Annotated in this window: 13 protein-coding genes; 7 read left to right on the plus strand and 6 right to left on the minus strand. The window is 68.7% G+C overall.

Annotation, left to right across the window (positions count from 1 at the left end):
* The first annotated feature begins 44 nt into the window (after window positions 1–44).
* From DB354_RS15335 to DB354_RS15350, 4 genes are all read left to right on the plus strand, one after another.
* Window positions 45–1,244 carry an FtsX-like permease family protein gene (locus tag DB354_RS15335; protein WP_107836505.1) on the plus strand — a complete coding sequence of 400 codons (1,200 nt, stop codon included), beginning with the start codon at window positions 45–47 and terminating at the stop codon, window positions 1,242–1,244.
* A 228-nt stretch (window positions 1,245–1,472) separates the two neighbouring features.
* Entirely contained in the window at window positions 1,473–2,285 is an 813-nt protein-coding gene (locus DB354_RS15340) for a class I SAM-dependent methyltransferase (protein ID WP_107836506.1), read from the plus strand.
* A gap of 108 nt (window positions 2,286–2,393) precedes the next feature.
* Window positions 2,394–4,793 (plus strand): ABC transporter permease, encoded by a 2,400-nt coding sequence (locus DB354_RS15345; protein WP_107836507.1) that lies wholly within the window; start codon window positions 2,394–2,396, stop codon window positions 4,791–4,793.
* A 138-nt stretch (window positions 4,794–4,931) separates the two neighbouring features.
* Complete coding sequence (locus DB354_RS15350) at window positions 4,932–5,726, plus strand: GDSL-type esterase/lipase family protein (RefSeq protein ID WP_199226860.1); 795 nt, start codon at window positions 4,932–4,934, stop codon at window positions 5,724–5,726.
* Window positions 5,727–5,818: 92 nt separating this feature from the next.
* Here the strand turns inward: DB354_RS15350 and DB354_RS15355 are convergent, their stop codons facing one another.
* The 3 genes from DB354_RS15355 to DB354_RS15365 form a co-directional block, all read right to left on the minus strand.
* Window positions 5,819–7,906 (minus strand): methyl-accepting chemotaxis protein, encoded by a 2,088-nt coding sequence (locus tag DB354_RS15355; RefSeq protein ID WP_107836508.1) that lies wholly within the window; start codon window positions 7,904–7,906, stop codon window positions 5,819–5,821.
* 150 nt (window positions 7,907–8,056) lie between these two features.
* Window positions 8,057–10,561: a hypothetical protein gene (locus tag DB354_RS15360; protein ID WP_107836509.1), complete on the minus strand. Its 2,505-nt coding sequence runs from the start codon at window positions 10,559–10,561 to the stop codon at window positions 8,057–8,059.
* A gap of 169 nt (window positions 10,562–10,730) precedes the next feature.
* Entirely contained in the window at window positions 10,731–11,396 is a 666-nt protein-coding gene (locus DB354_RS15365) for a cysteine hydrolase family protein (protein WP_107836510.1), read from the minus strand.
* A gap of 64 nt (window positions 11,397–11,460) precedes the next feature.
* Between DB354_RS15365 and DB354_RS15370 the strand changes: the two genes are divergently transcribed.
* The 3 genes from DB354_RS15370 to DB354_RS15380 all read left to right on the plus strand — a co-directional run bounded on the left by DB354_RS15370 (window position 11,461) and on the right by DB354_RS15380 (window position 14,362).
* A complete protein-coding gene (locus DB354_RS15370; protein ID WP_158277556.1) occupies window positions 11,461–12,426 on the plus strand; it encodes a LysR substrate-binding domain-containing protein in 966 nt (321 codons plus the stop codon).
* Window positions 12,427–12,547: 121 nt separating this feature from the next.
* Window positions 12,548–13,567: an N-acetylmuramoyl-L-alanine amidase gene (locus DB354_RS15375; protein WP_146180274.1), complete on the plus strand. Its 1,020-nt coding sequence runs from the start codon at window positions 12,548–12,550 to the stop codon at window positions 13,565–13,567.
* Window positions 13,568–13,870: 303 nt separating this feature from the next.
* Window positions 13,871–14,362 (plus strand): VOC family protein, encoded by a 492-nt coding sequence (locus DB354_RS15380; protein ID WP_233256655.1) that lies wholly within the window; start codon window positions 13,871–13,873, stop codon window positions 14,360–14,362.
* A gap of 79 nt (window positions 14,363–14,441) precedes the next feature.
* On the opposite strand, the gene DB354_RS15385 is transcribed toward DB354_RS15380, so the two are convergent.
* The 3 genes from DB354_RS15385 to DB354_RS15395 form a co-directional block, all read right to left on the minus strand.
* On the minus strand, window positions 14,442–15,233 hold the full coding sequence (locus tag DB354_RS15385) for a glycosyltransferase family 2 protein (RefSeq protein ID WP_107836514.1): 792 nt from the start codon (window positions 15,231–15,233) through the stop codon (window positions 14,442–14,444).
* A 17-nt stretch (window positions 15,234–15,250) separates the two neighbouring features.
* On the minus strand, window positions 15,251–16,378 hold the full coding sequence (locus tag DB354_RS15390) for an NAD-dependent epimerase/dehydratase family protein (protein WP_107836515.1): 1,128 nt from the start codon (window positions 16,376–16,378) through the stop codon (window positions 15,251–15,253).
* 185 nt (window positions 16,379–16,563) lie between these two features.
* Window positions 16,564–18,417 (minus strand): fibronectin type III domain-containing protein, encoded by a 1,854-nt coding sequence (locus DB354_RS15395; RefSeq protein WP_158277557.1) that lies wholly within the window; start codon window positions 18,415–18,417, stop codon window positions 16,564–16,566.
* Window positions 18,418–18,615: the final 198 nt, after the last annotated feature.

Here is an 18,615-nt window from a genome sequence, read left to right on the forward strand (position 1 = left end):
CACCCACGTTCACTCTCACTCTCACTCTCACTCTCACTTCCCCGTTGTCCTCCCTCTTCAATTGGCTCTCCCAGATCGGCGCCGTGACGACGTTCGGTCTGCTCGGCATCCCCCAGCGTCGCGGCTCGGTGGCGGCGGCGGTGTGCGGCATCGCCGGGGTCGTGGCGGTGCTGGTGGGCGTCTTGTCGATCGGCGCCGGCTTCCGGCGGGCCATGATGTCCTCGGGCGCGCCCGACACCGTCATCGTGCTGCGCAGCGGCGCGGACACCGAGATGGTGAGCGGGCTGTCACGCGAGCAGACGCGGCTGATTGCGGACACGCCCGGAATCGTGCGCCGCGCGGAGGGGCCGCTTTCTTCGGCGGAACTGTTCGTGATCATCAATCTCCCGAAGCTCTCGACCGGCACCGATGCCAATGTCCCGTTGCGCGGCGTGGAGCGTCCCGCGTTCCTCGTGCGGGACCAGGTGCGGATCGTCGAGGGGCGGGCGTTTGCCTGGGGCAAGAACGAGGTGATCGTGGGTGTCGGCGCCTCGCGGACATTTGCCGGCCTGCGCGTTGGCGACCGGCTCAAGGTTGGCCGCAGCGAGTGGCCGGTGGTCGGCGTGTTTTCCGCCGAGGGCGGGGCGGCCGAATCGGAGATCTGGAGCGACGCAACGGTCCTGCAGTCTGCCTACCAGCGTGGCGACAGCTTCCAGTCGGTTGCCGCGCGGCTCGAATCGCCCGAGGCCTTCCGCGTTTTCAAGGATGCGCTCACGACGAACCCGCGCCTGGAGGTGAAAGTGTTGCGCACGGCGGACTACTACGCGGAGCAGTCCACTGCGTTGGTGCGGCTGATCACGACGCTCGGCTATCTCGTGGCCGCGCTCATGGCCGTGGGCGCGGTGTTTGGCGCGCTGAACACGATGTACAGCTCGGTGGCTGCGCGCACACGGGAGATCGCCACCTTGCGGGCGCTCGGTTTCGGGCGCGGTGCCGTTGTCGTGGCGGTGATGCTCGAGTCGATCGCGCTCGCGTTGGTCGGCGGCGCGCTGGGCGCGGTGGTCGCCTATCTGGGTTTCAACGGTTTCCAGGCTGCCACGGTGAACTGGCAGAGTTTCAGCCAAGTCACCTTCGCCTTTGCCGTCACCCCCGCGCTGCTCCTGCAGGGAGTCGTGCTCGCCACCGTGATTGGAATCATCGGCGGTCTGCTGCCGGCGGTGCGCGCCGCGCGCCAACCCGTCGCAAAGGCCCTGCGCGAACTGTGAGCGCGCGCGGCGGCTTTCTTCATAATGCCGCAGGAAAGTATCCGGACATTATTCCGGAGTATCTGGACATTATTCGATAAGTTTCCGTCCGACGGGGTTTTATAATTGCAGCCCTCCTGCCCTCGCATCGTTGGCTTTCCCGAACCAACGCGTGATTCCGTCGCTCGGGCGCGCGGCCAATTCGGCTGAGACTCGCCGGCGTGCCCGGCGGGGGCTACATCGGGGCGCATGAAAGATCATGCCGCGGATGAAATCCTGGGCAGCTACGAGCACTTCGACGAAGACAAGCGGCTCGCGGATCCGTATGGCGTGCTGCAACGTCGGCATACGGAAGAAATCCTGCGCCGGTATCTGCCGCCGGCTCCCGCCGACGTTCTCGATGTGGGCGGCGCGACGGGCCCTTACGCTTTCTGGCTCGCTGATCTCGGCTACGCCGTGCACCTCGTCGATCTGGTGCCCCGGCACGTGGACCTGGCGCGGCAGCGCAACGACCGCGTCCATCCGCTGCGCAGCTGTGTCGTCGCGGATGCTCGCGCGCTGCCGTTTCCGGACGGCAGTGCCGATGCGGTGATTCTGCATGGTCCGTTGTATCACCTTGCTGCACGCGCGGATCGCGACCGCGTGTGGGCGGAGGCTAGGCGGCTGCTGCGCCCGCGCGGGCTTGTCTTTGGCTTCGCAATTTCACGCCACGCCGGGCTCGTGTACGGGCTCTCGCAGAATCTGGTGTTCGACGACGCCTACTACTCCGTCATCGAACACGAGGTGAGCACGGGAGTGCGGGACAATAATCCACCGCGCATCCGCTCGATGCTGAAGGCGTACTTCCACCTGCCCGACGAACTCGAGGCGGAGTTGCGCGTGCACGGTTTTGCCGTGGAGCAGACGCTCGGCGTCGCCGGGCCCGGCTGGAACACCCCGGACGCCGCCGCGGCGGTCGCCGATCCGGCAAAGCTGGACCGCCTCCTCGCCATCGCGCGTCTCGTCGAGCGCCAACCCTTGCTCAGCCAGGGCTTGGTTACCATCGGCTGCCGCCCGGCTTGAGTCCCGCGGAGCGCCGCTCCGCATTTCCTTGTTTTCCACCTTCCGTTTGCACGGCAGCGAAAACGGCCCTGTAACGTTTCGGCCGCCCGCGGGTTTTCGTGATGACGCATGCTCTCGGATCTCCGTCTCTCGGTTCGTACGCTCGCCAAATCGCGCGGCTTCGCGCTGACCGCCGTCCTGACGCTGGCGGTCGGCATCGGTGCCGCGACCACCATCTTCAGTGCGCTGCGCGCACTCGTGCTCACCCCCTTTCACTTCCCGCAGAGTGAGCAGCTCGTGCACGTGTGGTCGGGGGACCGCTGGCCGCTCTCGCAGGCCGACTTTCTCGACCTCCGGCAGCAGGCTTCGTGTTTCACCGCCTTCGGCGTGTACCAGCCGATGCCGGTCAACTTCGGGCAGGAAAACGCCCAGTCGGTTTCCGCCATCTCCGGCACGGCCGATGTGCTCCGGGCGTTTGGCGTGGCGCCGATGCTCGGCCGGCTGCTGACGGAGGCGGATGACGAGACCGGCGCGCCGCCGGTGGCCATCATCAGCCATGCGCTCTGGCAACAGGTGTTGGGCGGGAGTCGCGACGCGCTCGGCCGCAAGGTGAGGATCAACGGCGCCGACTACCAGGTGGTCGGCGTCATGCCTCCGAGCTTCGAGTTCGTCAGCCCGTGGATGCGGGCGGACAGCCCGCAGCTCTGGCTGCCGTATGCCATCGATCCGAAGAAGGCGCGGCGGGACAACCACGGCCTGTTGGGCATTGCCCGGTTGAAATCGGGCGTTTCGGTCGCCATGGCCGACGCCGAGATCAAGACGATCGGCCGGCGGCTCACGGCGCAGTATCCGGAAAGCAACACGCACAAGAAATTCCTGGTGCGGTCGCTGCATTTCGAGATCACGCGCGGGATTAAGAACCAGATTTGGATGCTGTCTGCCGCGGTCGCGCTCGTGCTGCTCGTGGCCTGTGGCAACGTCGCGAGCATGCTGCTCGCCCGCAGCGCCCGGCGGCAGGGCGAACTCGCCGTGCGCGTGGCACTGGGGGCGGCGCGCGCGCACCTGATCCGACTCGCGTTGCTGGAGAGCCTCGTGCTGGCCGCGACCGGCGCGGCGCTCGGCGTCGCGCTGGCCTATGGTGGGGTCGAGGTGCTACGGGTGCTCACGCCCGTGAGCGACGTGCGCAAGGCCGCCATCGCGGTTGATTTCTTCGCGCTCGGCTTTGCGGTCGTGGCGACCCTGGTGTCCGCGCTGCTGGCCGGGCTGCCGCCCGCCCTGGCCGCGCTGCGCACCTCTCCGCTTGGGGCGATCCGCAGCGACGCGCGCGGCGCCGTCGGTTCGTCGCAGCGTCACCGCATGCTGCGTTTCCTGATCATCGCGCAGGTCGCCGTGGCGTTTGTCCTCGCCAACGGGGCCGTCCTGCTCGCCGCCAGCTACTCGCGGCTGTGGGAGGAGAACCGGTTGCTGGCGACCGACGAGGTCGTCTCCGCGCGCATCGCGCTGCGCGGCCCGCGGTACAAGGAGGACGCCGATCGCGTTCGCACCTGGTATCAAATTGCCGAGCGCGTCCGGGCCCTCCCCGGGGTGACGCAGGTGGGCCTGACCTCGAAGCTCCCGCTCGAGGGCGGCAGCAATACGAACGTCCTCGTCAACGACGAGACCTACGATCCGACGCAGCGCCGCACGCTGGTCGAGCGCTCATCGGTCACCGAGGACTACTTCGCCGCGATGGGCGTGCGCCTCCTGCGCGGACGTCTACTCGGCGCGGAGGATCGGACAGGGGACATTCGCGGGGTGGTGGTGAACCAGGAGTTCGTCACCAAGGCCTGGCCCGACAAGGACCCCATCGGGCAGTTGATCCGGGGCAACACTTCCGGCAAGCCGTGGTTCACGGCGCGCGTCGTGGGCGTGGTGGAAAACGTGAAACAATGGAGCGCCGAGGCCGCGGTGCAGCCCGAGATGTACACGACTCCCGAGGGCCACTGGGGCGTCAACGCCTGCCTCATTGTTCGCACGGCGCGGCCCCTCGACCAGTTGGCGCCGCTGCTGCGGCGCGAGTTGGCGGCTATCGATTCCGAACTTGCGCTGCGGCAGGTCCGCACGATGCGGCAGGTCGTCGGCGAGTCGACGCAGGGTCACCGTGCGGTCGCCGGGTTGGTGAACTTCTTCATGATCACGGCGCTCGGCCTCGTGGCGGTGGGCCTGTACGGCACGCTTTCCTACCACGTACAGCAGCGCACGCGGGAGATCGGGGTGCGCATCGCGATCGGGGCCGTCGGACGGGACATCCTCCGCCTGGTGCTGGTCCAGGGCGGCCGCTGGGTGGCGATCGGACTCGCGCTCGGCGTCGCCGGCAGCTTCGCCCTGGCCTCCGTGCTCAAGACGCTCGTGTACCACATGGACGGCCTGACGCTCGGGCCCGTGCTGGCCGCGATGGTCGCGGTTGCGCTCGCCGGCGGCATCGCCTGCTGGCTCCCGGCCTTCCGTGCGGCACGGCTCGACCCGCTCGAGGCGCTGCGGGCGGATTGAGGCGTGGGGCGGGGAAGGCTCCGCCGAGATGCGCCCGCGCTCGCGGCAGCGTCGTCGGTGGTGTCGACGACATGCCACCCGCGGGGCTTGAGCTTTCCCGGGCCGTGTGGCTGAACCGGAGGCGAGTTCGACTCCAATATGAATAAAAATACCCTGCGCCGCCTTTGCGTGGCGCTCTCCGCCACGGTCCTCGCGTCCCTCGTCTGCGCCCAGCCGGCGCCCACCACACCGCCGCCGGCCGCGCCCGCCGCCGCGGCCCCCGCGGCCAGGGAGGACGCCAGCGCCGCCATCGAGAAGAAGGATCCGCGCGGCCGCTTCCAGCGGCTCCACGCCGAGTTCCTCGAACGGGCCAAGTCGCCCATCCAGGTCCTCTTCCTGGGCGACTCCATCACCGAGGGCTGGCGGAAGGCGCCGCACATTTGGGACTATTTCTACGGCATGCTGCAGCCGGCCAACTTCGGCATCGGCGGCGACCAGACCCAACACGTGATCTGGCGCATCGAGAACGGCGAACTCGACGGCGTGAAGGCCAAGGTCGTCGTGCTCATGCTCGGCACCAACAACACCGGCCAGCACACGGCCGACGAGATCATCGCTGCCGACAAGAAGATCGTGGAGATGATCCGCGCCAAGGTCCCCGGCGCGAAGGTGCTCGTGCTCGCGGTGTTCCCGCGCGGGCCGCGCAAGGTCAAGGGCGTGCTCGACGAAGCCGATTCCAACCGCCGCATGGAGGTCATCAACGCGGTGAACGCCGGCCTCGCGAAGTTCGATGACGGCAAGACCGTGCGCTTCCTGAATATCAACGAGCGTTTCCTCGGACAGGACGGGAAGATCCCGCACTTCATCATGCCCGATCAGCTCCATCCTTCCCCGGCGGGCTACCAGCTCTGGGCCGAGGCGATGCAGCCGCTCCTGACCGAGATGCTGAAGTAAGTGACGGCGCGGGCGTGCGACGCGGGTGGATACCCCGGGGCACGCCCGGCGCGTTCGGTCGGCAGGGCGCGGCGAGGCCGCGCCCGCCGGCGTTAGTGACTTCCGTTGCGCCCTCGCCCGTTGGTCGCGTTGACCCGGGACGTGGGGCGCGAGGTGAAATCCTCGAAGTTCAGGTCGGCTCCGGCGCTCTTGTTGCCGTTGCGGTGCGAAGCCCCGTGCCGCGGATCGACATCTTCGAAGGTCAGTTCGGGCGTGCTGCGTGCGTGCGGGGCTGGCTTCGAACGGGGTGCGGCTTGGGACGCGATGCGCGCTGGCTTGCCCGCGGCCCCCGCGACCGGCTCCGCCCGTCGGGTCTGCGCCAACGCAGCGGTCTGCTCATTCACGCCGTGGACCAGTGCCAGCAGCTCGGCGACGTTGGTGCGCAGGACCGACGCCTGCTCCTTGAGCTGTTCGGCCGCGGCCGCGGTCTCCTCGGCGCTGCTGGCGTTCGACTGCGTCACGCGGTCCATCTGACCCACTGCGGTGTTCACCTGCGTGAGCCCCTGGCTCTGCTCGGTGGAGGCGAGGACGATCTCGCCGACGAGCGTGTCCATCCGGCGCGCCTTCTCGACGATTTCGCCGAGCGATTTGGCCACGGCGTGCGAGATGCGGACACCGGCTTCGCTGTTGCTGATCGCCTCCTCGATCTTCTGCGCGGTCTCCTTGGAGGCGTGCGCGGAACGCTGGGCCAGGTTGCGCACCTCGTCGGCGACCACGGCGAAACCCATGCCGGCCTCGCCGGCGCGGGCGGCCTCGACCGCCGCATTGAGCGCGAGGATGTTCGTCTGGAACGCGATCTCGTCGATGGCCTTGATAATCTTCGCGATGCCGTCGGAGGAGGTCTTGATGGCGTCCATGGCCGCCTCCATCTGGCGCATGTCCTTCGCGCCGGTCTCGGCGGCGAGCCGCGTCTGGTCCGACAATGTCTTCGCCTGCTCGGCGCTCTCCACGTTGCGTTTGGTCATGCTGGAGAGCTCCTCGAGCGAGGCGCTCGTTTCCTCGAGACTGGCGGCCTGTTCGCTGGCGCCGTTGGCGAGGGTCTGGCTGGCGCTTGAAACCTGGTCGGACGAGGACGCGGTCTGCTCGGAGTTCTCGGAGAGTATCTGGGCGACATGCGAAAGCACGCGGTTCGTCTGGCGGGTGACGATGACGGCCGTGGCGATTCCGATGACGACGGCCACCGCGCCGCCGATGACGAGGAGCACCATGAGGCTGCTGACGCGTGCGGTGGTATCGGTCGCGCCGGCATCCACGAGGTTGGTCGAGCCTTGCTGAATGGTTTTCACCGCGGCGGCGAACACGCCATAGGCGGTGGTCCGCGCGTCGCGGGCCGCGAGTTTGTGGTCGATGGCGTCCTTCAGCCTGAGGGTGCCTTGCTCGTAGGTCCGCAGGGCCGCGATGGCTTCGTCCAGCCGTGCGACGATCGCGGCGCTGCGGGAGCGCTCCTTCAGTTGCAGGAGCTTCAACGCCGCGACTTTTGCGCGGGCGTTCGCTGCGACCGCGTGCTGCGGATCCTGCGTGCCAACCACGCGCCAGCACGACATGCGGACTTCGGCCGCATCGCGGAAAGCGTCGGCCAGGAGCTTCATCAGCACCACGTTCTCATGGACGGCCGCGGCGGAACCACCCTTGGCGAGTTCGGTGCTGGCCTGCTCCAGTTGGGTGGTGACGGCCATGATTGCCTCGAACAACCGGCCCCCGGCGGGGACGAGCTCGTTCCACTGCGCCTGGAAGGCGAGAGTGGACTCCCGGAACTCCGCGAGCGTGGTCTGATAGCGCTGGAAGGCGGGCAAGGCGGTGGCGAGACCGTCGCGCAGACTGGTGAGTTCCCCGTGCGCGCGGCTGAAGGCTTCGATCGCCTTCACCGCCGCCCGCGTGTGCTCGAGATCACTCTCCACGACCTGCCAATGGGTGTCGTCCGAAGTGACGTCGTACCCGCGGGCGCTGATCGCCACGGCGTTGGCGCGCGCCAGCACTTCGGTGGCCAGCGCGCCCTGCTTGGTGAAGAGCGAGCTGACATCGCTGGCGTGGCGGCCGACGACGCGCAGGCGCACGAGGGCGAAGCTGCCGAGCACGATCAAGGTGAGGCAGAGCAGGCCGAAGCCGACTCCGATGCGTTTGCGGAGACTCCATTTCTTCATGGCGAAAGACAGCGAACTTCCCCGCTCGCCGGTGGCAGAAAACAGCGGGATTGATTGGTGGATCGCTATCTTTCGGCCACCTCGGCGCGGACCGTAGCGCGGTTTTTGCCAAATCACGCTCGGCCCTTGCGGAGCGTCTCCAAAATCAGGTTACACCTTGCATCCTGCACGATCCGGGCCGGCTTGGATGGCCGGTTTGCCGCCGACGAGCCGCCGGGAAGGCCACGCGAAGAGCGCGGCCCCGCTGATGATCAGCAGGAGCAGGGCGCCCGCACTCAGACGCAGCGACGACGCCAGCCCTTCCGGCTGATACGAAACGCTGATCTCGTGCCCGCCCGCGTTCACCAGGACGCCCTGGAAGGCATGGTTAACCTGCAGCAACGCGGTTGTTTGCCCATCCACCCGGACTTGCCCGTGGCGGGGCCACCGCGCCTCTGTGAGCACCACGAGGCCGGCGGTGGGCGCCGCGATGTGAAAGGTGGTGGTGGCCTCGGTCAGCCGGTAACGGGTCGCTGGCACGATGCGGCGGGGACCAACGGTGTCATCGAGCCGCAACGTTGCCGGAAGCGATTGCGCGGTGGTGCGTTGCACCGCCGCGAAGGGACGTCCGTCTCCGGTTTCGATCTCGCGCACCAGGTCGGTCGCGTGCTCATACCGCCGCGCGCGATCGGTGAAGAACGCGCGGGGCCAGCTTGATGGGCTTTCGTAAACGCCCAGGTCTTGCGTCCCTCGCACCACCCAGCCGGGGAGGCCGGCTGGAGCCTTGCCGGCGTCGAGCACGCAGAAACGGACATTCAGGAAATCGAGGAAGCGCTGGCAGCGGGCGGCGTCCGCGGCTTCCAGGTGATAGCGCCAGTCCCATTCGCGTCGGAGGGGCGACGCCTCCATCAGTTCCCGGTACGCCACGTTCATCAGCGCGTCGGGCGCGCTGATCGTCTCAATGCCGTACACACCGGACCAGCCGGGCATGAGCGTGCGGCGGAGTCCGACCACCCGCCCCGGCTCTCGCGCGAGTTCCGGGCGGAGTTGCTCCAGCGCAGGCGACGGCGCGTGCAGGTCGGCGCGCGGACCGGGGCGGACGGTGAAGTGCGAGAAGCCGACCTCGGCGTGGAGACCCGGACGCCAGAGTAGAACGAGCGTGCAAAACGCGATGCCGGCGGCGCGCCCGCGCGTGGGGCGGCGGTCCGTCAGCACGCGGCGGATAGCGAGGCTCAAGCCGAACAGCGCCGCCACGAGCACGCCGAGATAGCCCCAGACGAAAGGCTCGCTGCCAAGGCGGCCCGCGACGGGCTTCGTTTCGGGCGAGACATAGGTGAGGAGCCCGACGACGTAGGCGCCGAGGAGAACCGCCAGCGCGGCGCCCGCGATCTGCAGGTCCCGCCGGCCGACCGGCTTCCGCAGCCGGGCCGCGGCGGCAGCGAAGCCATAGCCCGCGAGCACGCTCCAAAGGATGATCAGCACGCAGGAGAATGTGTTATCGACGTGGATGATCTGCCCGAGGAACGGCACGGCGCTGATCCAGCGCGCCGGCACGAGGCCGTACACGATCGCCATCGCCGGCAGCGTGGCGGCGACGAGTGCCAGGAACGTGCGGTCGGCGCGAAACCGACGCCAGCCCGCCACGAGGTAGAGGCAGCCGCCAAGGACCAGGAAGTTGGCGGAAGGATCGAGCACGACGGTGCCGGGCGTGAGCGGACGGAAGAGGGCTTCGTCAAAGCTCGCGAGCAGGAGGGACAGGGAGAGCTGCCGCGCGCCCGGGAGATCGTAGCTCGTGCGGGCATCTTGAAGCACCGATAGGAACGTCCACCACGTCGGGAGCGTGAGGACGACGAACAGGACGCCGGCCCACGCCGCCAAGGCGAGTTTGGCGAGACGCGTCCGCCAGGGAGCCCAGTCCAGCAGGAGCACGAGCGCCCCGGTGAGGTTCAGCGCCATGAGCAGGACATACGCCTCCTTGATCGTGCCGCTGTGCAGCAGTGCGAAGTTCGCCAGGAGCAGTGCCCCCAGCCAGCCCGCCCAGGCGCGCCGGCGGGTGCTGCGCGCGAGACGGAGCCAGCAGTAGAGCGGCCACGGGGCGTAGCAGAGACTGAAGACCGCGGGGTGATTCACGCGGAAGACGAAGAACCCGATGCACGGCGCGGCGAACGCGACCCAACCGGCGGCGCCGTGGTGACCGGTCGCGACCAGCACGGTCAAGCCGAGGCCGAGACCCAGGAGGAATTTCGCGAGCAGAAATTTGAGGTCCCAGGCCCACGCGGCCCCCCGCGCGGCGATCACGAGAAAGTGCAGCGGGTCGCCAAACATCGTCTGGCCCTGGCCCAGGAGCGGGATGCCGGACGCGGAGTAGCGGTTCCACACCGGTAGTTCACCACCGGCCAGCGCGCGGTGCTGGAACATCGAATACGGCACGTGCTGCCACATCAGCGCCCCGACGTCGGAGCCTTGCACCGTTGTGGTCCGCGCCGGCCGCGCCTGCGGCAGCATCGGCGGCGACTCGTATAGCAGCGGCGAACCGTAGTGCGGCGAAACGTAGCTCTTGCCCAGGAACACGACCGGATAGGCGCTGAACACCATGCCGGCGGCCGCGAGGAGCGCGATCGTCCATCCCGCCGGCAGGAGCCGAAGGCGCAGCAACCAGGCGCGGAGGAGGGTCATGCGCCCGTTCTGACGCGATAAACGGCGGTTGGTTGCATTTGTTTGCGGCGCACCGGCATGTGTCGGTTGGCGCCGCCGCCACGTCGCCGCGCTGTGGGTCTGCCGCGGCGAGGTGAGGCCGCGGCCGGGCACGTTGCCCGCCGCGCGGTCAGCCCGGCTGGCGGCCGGCCTAGTTCGGGAGGTCGGTCGTGCTCGCAACGACCGTGGCGAACCGGTCGGCGAGTTCTGCTAGGGCCACGCGGTGCACCGTCTCCGCCGGGGCGGTCGCGCCCCGCAGGTCGGGCAGGTCGCGCGTGGCGCAGGCGTTCGCCACGACGGTCACGTGATAGCCATGGTCGATGGCGGCGCGGGCCGTCGTGCTCACGCACATGTGGGTCATGGCCCCGGCGAGGATGAGTTCACGGCGTCCGAGCCGCTGCAGCGACTCGGCTAGGGTCGTGCCGGCGAAGGCGCTCGGCCGCTGCTTGGGGATCACCGTCTCGCCCGCGAGCGGCTGCGCGCCGGGGGCGAACTCCGCGCCAGGCGAGCCGGCGGCGAACAGGCGGCTGTCCGCGGGGCTCAGGTGCTGGATGTGGATGATCGGCACATGGGCGGCCCGGGCCCGCTGCAGGAGGCGGTCGATCTCGGACAACGCGGCGTCGATGCCCGCCAGGGGTACCCGACCGCTCGGCAGGTACTCGCGCTGCGCATCGATGATCACGACCACACTCTCGGAGAGCCGGCTGGCGCGTGGCTGGCCGCCCCCGAGCTGCACGAGCGTTTGCGGCGCGGCGGAGACGGTGGCGGCGAGGGAGAACAGGGTCCAGAAGGCGGGAAGCAGGAGGAGTGGTTTCATGAGCGGAGAACGCGATGCTAGCGGATCCGGCGCGCCGCGGCTAATGCCGGGATTTTTTGTTCGTATGCCTTTTGGTTATGTCGCCTGCTGGGGGGACATGGAACTGCGGCATCTCCGGTACTTCGCGGTCGTGGCGGAAACGCTTCATTTCTCGCGCGCCGCCGAGCGGCTGCACGTCACGCAGCCTGCGCTCTCGCGCCAGATCCGCGATCTCGAGGGCGAGCTGGGTGTGACGCTCCTGCGCCGCCACCGCACGCAGACGGCGCTGACGCCGGCGGGGGAGCAGTTTCTGCGGCGCACGCGGGAAATCCTGGCCGCGACGGAGGAGGCGGTGCTCGAGGTGCGCACGCTCGGGCGATCGCTGCGGGTGGGGCACTACGGCACGCTGTGGACCGACTACTTCGGGGCCGCGCTGCGGCGATTCTCCCGGGCGCATCGCGAGCTCTCGTTGACTCCGGTGGAGCTGACGCCGGTGGACCTGGTGGCGGCGTTGCGGCGGGACGAACTCGATTTTGCGCTCGTGGGTGGCGTGAGCCCGCGGCTCGAGCGGGAATTCGCCACGCGGCGGCTCTGTGCCCTTGATGCCGTGCTGGCGCTCGCGGCCGACCATCCGCTCGCGAAGCGCCGCCGGCTCACGCTGTCGGACCTGCGCGATGCAGACTGGGTCGTGTGGGACGAGCATGCCTTTCCCGGTCGCGTGGACCTGCTCCGCACCGCGGCCGCCAAGGCGGGGTTCACGCCGCGCGTGGTCGCGGGCGTCGACAGCGTCGCCTCCATGTTCGTCGCCGTCGCGACGAGCGGGGCGGTCGGGTATGTGCTGCCGATGACGCGGAAGCTCCCGCACTCGGGCGTGGTATTCGCGCGGCTCCAGCCGCCGGCCATCTGCTTTGAAATGCATGCGGCGTGGCGACGGGAGTCCCGCCATGCCGCAGTGCTCGCGGAGCTGGCCGCGACCCTGGCCGAGGGTTCGCGCGAGGGTGCCGGCCTGCGGACGCCTACCGCGACGGCTCCTGCTTCAGGCCGCGGATGAAAGCCTCGGCGTCGCGAATCGACGTCTCCATGTCGGCGGCCAGTCGGCTGATGTCGGTTCCGAGCTCGCGATCGAGCATCGACAGCCGCGGGACGACCGGCAGCGTGGACGGCTCGTCGTGATGTTTCGTCCCCTTCGTTCCCTTCTTCGCTTCGCGCTCTTCATTTCGTTGGTGGTCCTGGCGCTCGCGCCGGCAAGTCGGGCGGCATCGGCGTACGAGGCGGTGCGGCTGTTTGGGGTCGACTACGTGGATGTCCGCGACGTCGGTCGGCGTCATGGGCTGGCGCCACAGTGGATCACCGCGCGCGACACGCTGCGGCTGCGCAGCACGTGGACGACGCTCGAGTTCACGGTGCGGCGCGTGGAGGCGCGGCTGAACGGCGTGACGGTCTTCCTGAGCGAGCCCGTGGTGGCGCGGCTCGGCTCGCTGTACATCGCGCGCAACGACGCCGAACGATTGTTCGCCCCGATTCTTGTGCCACGACTCGGCCCGCGGATTTCGCCCCTGCGGACGGTCATGATCGATCCCGGGCATGGCGGGCGGGATCCCGGCAACCAGAACCTCCGGCTGCGGCTGCACGAGAAGACGTTCACGCTCGACATCGCCCGCCGGCTCTCGGGCCTGCTCACGGCGGCGGGCTTTCGCGTGGTGATGACCCGCACGCGCGACCGGTACGTCTCGCTCGAGGAGCGCGCCGCGTTGGCGGACCGCCATCGGCCCGATCTGTTCATCAGCCTGCACTTCAACGCGTTTTCGGACCGCACCGTCTCCGGGGTGGAAACGTTCGTGATGACGCCCCTGCGCGACCGCTCGACGCCGCAACGGGAGCGCGACCTGGAGATGCTGCGGACGCGCTTCCCGGGTAACGCGCACGACCACTGGAATGCGGTCATCGGCTACCAGATGCAGCGGGCCTTGGTCATGGGCACGCATGCCGAGGACCGCGGGTTGAAGCGCTTCCGGTTTAGCGTGCTGCGCTCCGTGTCTTGTCCGGCCGTGCTGGTCGAAGCCGGTTTCCTCTCCAACGACACCGAAGGCCGGCGCGTCGCCGATCCCGCTCACCGCCAGCGGATCGCCGAGGCCATCGCGACAGCGGTAAAGGCCCACCGGACGACCCGGCAGGCTGCCAGTCGCGGCTGAGCCGGCGCCGGCGGTGGCCGCCACCGCCAGAGTTGGCAAGTTGCAGGTTGGAACGTTGCAGGGACCTGGTCCGCGACTGGCCGGTCTTTCTCTTACTCGTACTCTTTCTCTTTCTCTCCGACCTGATCGGCCGACGTCCGCCGGCCGAGAACGAGAACCAAGGCCTCGAGAGTAAGAGAAAGAGGAAGAGTAAGAGAAAGATTTGGGGGGCACTTTGCCCCCCGTGTCCGGAAACCCCGGGCTGGTTCGTTGTAGGGGTGGTGCGGCCCAATGAGGGGCCCTGCCGTAAATCCCACACCCACAATGAAGAATACCACCACTATGGACGCGCCGAACGCCACGGCCAAACCCGCCGGCTGCCGCCACACGGTAACGCCGCACCTCGTCATCAAGAACGCGCTCGAGGCGCTCGCGTTCTACAAGCAGGCGTTCGGTGCCACCGAGCTCATGGCGATGAAGGCACCTAACGGGAAGCTCGTGCACGCCGAGATCCAGATCGGAGACTCCATTGTGATGATCGGCGAGGAGGCACCGGAGTGGGGCGCGCTGAGCCCGACCACCCTCAAGGGAACGCCCGTCACGATCCATCTGCAGGTGCCCAACGTGGACGCGTTCATCGACCAGGCGGTGAAGGCCGGCGCCAAGGTCGTGATGCCGCCGTCGGACCAATTCTGGGGCGACCGTTACGGTACGATCGACGATCCGTTCGGCCATCGCTGGGGCGTCGCGACGCATCTCCGGGACGTAAGCCACGAGGAGATGGCGAACGCGTTGCGCCAGATGTTCGGCGCTTGATCACTTCCGAAACGGAGATCCACGGCTGAACCCCGTGGATCTCCTGCCGTGCGGCGCCGCCGAAGGGGCGGCGCGACGCTCAGCGGGGCGCGAGCGTGAGGAGCTGACTCTCCCGCGGCTCGCGGCGTCGATAATCCCCGCGACTGAAGTACTTCTCGAGCCACACGTACGCGCAGATGAAGAAGTACCGGCTGCCCATTTCCTTGATCTTGAGCTTCGCGACGCCGAAACGGCGGTTGCGCCAGGAAATCGGCGTGATGGCGAAACGGTAACCGCGGACGATCGCCTTGAGTGGAATCTCCACCGTGAGATTGAAGTGCGCGCTCAGGAACGGCCGGCAGCCGTCGATCACCGTGCGGCGATAGGCCTTGAAGGCATTGGTGGTGTCGTTGAGCGGAATGCCGAACCCGACCCGCACGAGGAAGTTCGCGATGCGGTTCACTGTCAGCTTCACCCGCGGGTAGTCGTAAACGTGGCCGCCAGGCATGAATCGGCTGCCAAACGCGCACTCGTGCCCCTGGTTCAACAGACGCCAGTAGGTGACGGCGTCCTCCGGTGAGTCCGACGCATCCGCCATCATGATCACGACCGCGTCGCCGTGGCTGTGATCGAGGCCCCAGAGAATGGCCCGGCCAAAGCCGTGCTCTCCGGTATTCCGTGTGGGCGCGAGCGTGGGGTACTGCTCCTTCAGGTCCTGCAACACGGCCCAGGTGCGGTCGCGGCTGCCGTCATCCACCACGACGATCTCGTGCGGGATGTCGGCCGCCGTGAAGGCGCGCACGATGTCCGCGATCGTGGACGGCAGGGACTCCTCCTCGTCGCGGGCGGGGATGATCACCGAGTAGAGCGAGAGCGGGGCGGGAGTGGGCATGGGCGGCAATGGGGAGGTTAGGCGACGGCCGCGGCGAGGGGCGCGTGGTTGACCGGCGCGGCTAACGCCGCCGATTCCGGCGCCGTGGCTTCGGCGCCGCGGCGCGGCCAGGCGTCGACGATCTGGCGAATGGTGTCTTCGAGCGACTGGGTGATGTCCCAGGCGGGATAGTGCGCCCGCATCTTCCGCAGGTCGCTGTAGTAGCAAATGTGGTCCCCGGCGCGGGCCTGCTCGACGTACGTGTACACCTGCGGCTTGCCGGAGAACTTCTCCGCGAGCTTGAACGCCTCGAGCACGGAGCAGGCGTTACCCTTGCCTCCCCCCAGGTTGTACACCTCGCCGGCACGCGGCGCGGCGACGAAGGCCGCCATGAAGCGCGCAACATCGAGGGAGTGGATGTTGTCGCGCACCTGCTTCCCTTTGTAACCGAAGAGCCGATACTCGCGGCCCTCGAGGTTGCATTTCACGAGGTAGCTGAGGAAACCGTGCAGCTCGACCCCCGTGTGGTTGGGACCGGTGAGACAGCCGCCGCGCAGGGCGCAGGTCGGCAGATTGAAATAGCGGCCGTACTCCTGGACCATCACGTCGGCGGCGACCTTGGACGCGCCGAAGAGCGAGTGCTTCGACTGGTCGATCGTGAACGTCTCCGGAATGCCGTGCTCGAAATGCGGGTCGGCGTAGTCCCAGCGGGTCTCGAGCTCCTGCAGCGCGATGCGGTTGGGGGCGTCGCCATATACCTTGTTCGTGCTCATGTGCACGAAGGGCGACTCCGGGCACGCCTGGCGCGCCGCTTCGAGCAGGTTCAGCGTGCCGACCGCATTGGTGTCGAAATCGTCGAACGGGATGGCCGCGGCGCGATCGTGGCTCGGCTGGGCCGCGGTGTGCACGATGGCGGCCGGCTTCAGCCGCCGCACGAGGTCCAGCACGCCAGCGCGATCACGGATATCGAGTTCGTGATGCTGGAAGCCGCGGAGGTCGCGGGCGAGCCGCCGCTGGTTCCAGCGCGTGTCGCCCTGCGGGCCGAAGAAGGTCGCGCGCTGGTTGTTGTCGATGCCGTGGACCGTGTAGCCGAGTTCGCGGGCGAAGTAAGTGCACACTTCGGACCCGATCAGGCCCGAAGAGCCGGTGACGAGAAGGGTTTTCATGCGGGAGAGGGAACGCGACTCGGACCAGGGGTGGATGCGGCGTGGGGCCGCGGCCCGAGGTGCGCGACGAGAGTGTGCCGGATCGCGGCACGCCGAGGAACGGGGCGCGAACCCCATCCGAAGGTGGCGCTACGGCGGAGTTGGAAGGGCGGCAGGTTCGCGACGCGCATGCGCGCGGGTGCGGCTCACGGGCGCGGCCCCATCGCGTCGGAGCGCGGGGTGAACAAGAGGGGCAGACCGAAGCGGACGGGGGCGTCAGGTTTCGGCGCGGGCGGCGGCGGGTCGGACGGTGCGGCGGTCGTGTTCCAGAACACCCCCTGGCTCGGATTCTCGTAGGTGCCGCTGGCGGTCGTGTGCGTTCGCACCGCGCGCACCATGTACGTGGCGCCGGTCGCGGGCGTGCGGTCGATGAACTGCGTGGTGGTAACGGCCTGCGCGCTGACGCGCGCGTAGGGGCCTTCGGCGGCGGCCGCGCGGTACACGACGTACGCCATGCCCCCGGCTTCGGCGTCGGGCGAGGCGTTCCAGGCGAGTTGCACGGTGCCGTTCTGCCACGAGCCGGTCAGGCCGCTGATGGGCGCGGTGTATTCGAGGCGCAGCGTGGGGTCGCCGAGCCACGCAATGTGCACGCCGCGGCGGTACGCGTTGGCCGGGCTGTAGTAGAGCGTCGTGTTGTTCTGCGTGAGCCGGATGCCCTCGGCGAGGGGCTGGCCGAGGCCGAGCGGGTGGAGGATGAAGCTGGGCCGGCCCGACCACGCTGCGCCGAGGCCGCCGTTCGGCGCGGCGAGCGTGGCGCGGAGGAGGTTGTCTGGTTGCTGCCACTCGAGGAAGTAGCTGCCGAAAAGGAGATAGAAACCGGCGCGCGCGCGGGCGACGTCCGCGCTGGTGGCGGACTTGAACTCGCCCTGGAGGCCGAGGCTCGCGACTGCGGAATTGCCGCCGCCGCCGCTGCCAAAGGCCCACGCCGGCGCGTTTTGCTGCAGGAGCGTGATCCAGCGCTCTTGGTCCGCCGCGGCGTCCTCGGTGTTCGCCAGGAAGATGTTCTCCGCGCCGAACATCGCGGAGAAGGCGCGATACGCCCCTGCGGCGGGGACGCGCCCCCGGTCGAGCCCGACGCGGTCGCCGATCAGGGCGCGGCGGTCGAAGCGCAGGGCGGCGTGGCGAAAGGCGTGGTCCTTGTCCAGGTAGCGCGCGGTGAGCGGCACCTCGTCGAGTCCGGCGCCGATGCCGCCGAGCTCCGCAAAGTCGATGCGGCCGACGGCCAGCTCGATGTCGGAGGGAATCTCGTCGCCCTCGAAGACGCCGTTGCGATCGGCGTCGACCCAGTTGCCGTCGACATCGCCGTAGTAGGCGTCGGTCGGCATCGCGCGGTCCTCGTGGAAGTCGGGCGCGTAGTTGCCGGCCTTCGCGATGGGCACGCGACCGAGGAGGACAACGGCGCCCGAGCTCGCACCCACGGAACGGATCCGGTCGCGGACACTGGCGGGCGTGTCGTTGCGGTTCACGTTCACCTGGGTGACGAGCCAGCCGTCGCCGACGAGGTCGCTGCGGAGCCGCTGCACGCGGTCGGTGAGGTCGTCGGCAATCGTCTGCTCAACCACGAGGATCACGCGTCCGCGCTGGTCGGAGAAGGGGACGTTGATGCCGCTGAGCAGATAGCCGTAGGCGGCGTGGTCCCAGTCCGGCACGGCCGGATCGGCGAACACGCGGACAAGCTGGTACTCGTAGGCGACGCCGGGCTGGACGTTGGCGTCGGTCCAGGTCGTCTGGCCCGCGGACACCGACTGCGGCGAACCCCACGCCGCCTCGCCGGGTGCCTTGCGCGCGATGGTGTACGAGGGCACGTAGCCGTTGCGCCCCGGGGTGGTGTCCTCGACCCACGAGAGCGTGATGCGGGCGGGAGAGGTGCTGACGGTCGCGTGGGCCTGGACAGCGTAGTTCCAAGTGGCATCGGCTGCCTGCGCCGGGAATGTGCCCGACAGCAGGCAGCCGATGCCCCAATAACAGACCTCCCGCCAAAAGGGGGTGGCGCGGGACAAGGCCGGCGCGCGTCGACAGTGCGACGCGGAGCGAGGGGCCGGCGAGGAAAGGCGCGCGCGATCGGGAGAGAAAATCATGGGCACAGGTGTCGCGCGCGATCCTACCCGGGTTCTCCCCGCGCCAGAATGGGTTGCGTGCCCGAAGCAAGGCCGGGCCGCGACCCCAGCGGGCGCGGTCGATCGGAGGAGAGGGCGTCG

The sequence above is a fragment of the Opitutus sp. ER46 genome (assembly GCF_003054705.1).
Lineage (GTDB): Bacteria > Verrucomicrobiota > Verrucomicrobiia > Opitutales > Opitutaceae > ER46.

Excerpts from the sequence above, each read along its gene's own strand:
- DB354_RS15340 (WP_107836506.1), top strand. The coding sequence starts at position 1,473 with ATGAAAGATCATGCCGCGGATGAAATCCTGGGCAGCTACGAGCACTTC.
- DB354_RS15360 (WP_107836509.1), bottom strand. The coding sequence starts at position 10,561 with ATGACCCTCCTCCGCGCCTGGTTGCTGCGCCTTCGGCTCCTGCCGGCG.
- DB354_RS15345 (WP_107836507.1), top strand. The coding sequence starts at position 2,394 with ATGCTCTCGGATCTCCGTCTCTCGGTTCGTACGCTCGCCAAATCGCGC.
- DB354_RS15370 (WP_158277556.1), top strand. The coding sequence starts at position 11,461 with ATGCCTTTTGGTTATGTCGCCTGCTGGGGGGACATGGAACTGCGGCAT.
- DB354_RS15350 (WP_199226860.1), top strand. The coding sequence starts at position 4,932 with ATGAATAAAAATACCCTGCGCCGCCTTTGCGTGGCGCTCTCCGCCACG.
- DB354_RS15385 (WP_107836514.1), bottom strand. The coding sequence starts at position 15,233 with ATGCCCACTCCCGCCCCGCTCTCGCTCTACTCGGTGATCATCCCCGCC.
- DB354_RS15355 (WP_107836508.1), bottom strand. The coding sequence starts at position 7,906 with ATGAAGAAATGGAGTCTCCGCAAACGCATCGGAGTCGGCTTCGGCCTG.
- DB354_RS15390 (WP_107836515.1), bottom strand. The coding sequence starts at position 16,378 with ATGAAAACCCTTCTCGTCACCGGCTCTTCGGGCCTGATCGGGTCCGAA.
- DB354_RS15375 (WP_146180274.1), top strand. The coding sequence starts at position 12,548 with ATGTTTCGTCCCCTTCGTTCCCTTCTTCGCTTCGCGCTCTTCATTTCG.
- DB354_RS15365 (WP_107836510.1), bottom strand. The coding sequence starts at position 11,396 with ATGAAACCACTCCTCCTGCTTCCCGCCTTCTGGACCCTGTTCTCCCTC.
- DB354_RS15380 (WP_233256655.1), top strand. The coding sequence starts at position 13,871 with ATGAAGAATACCACCACTATGGACGCGCCGAACGCCACGGCCAAACCC.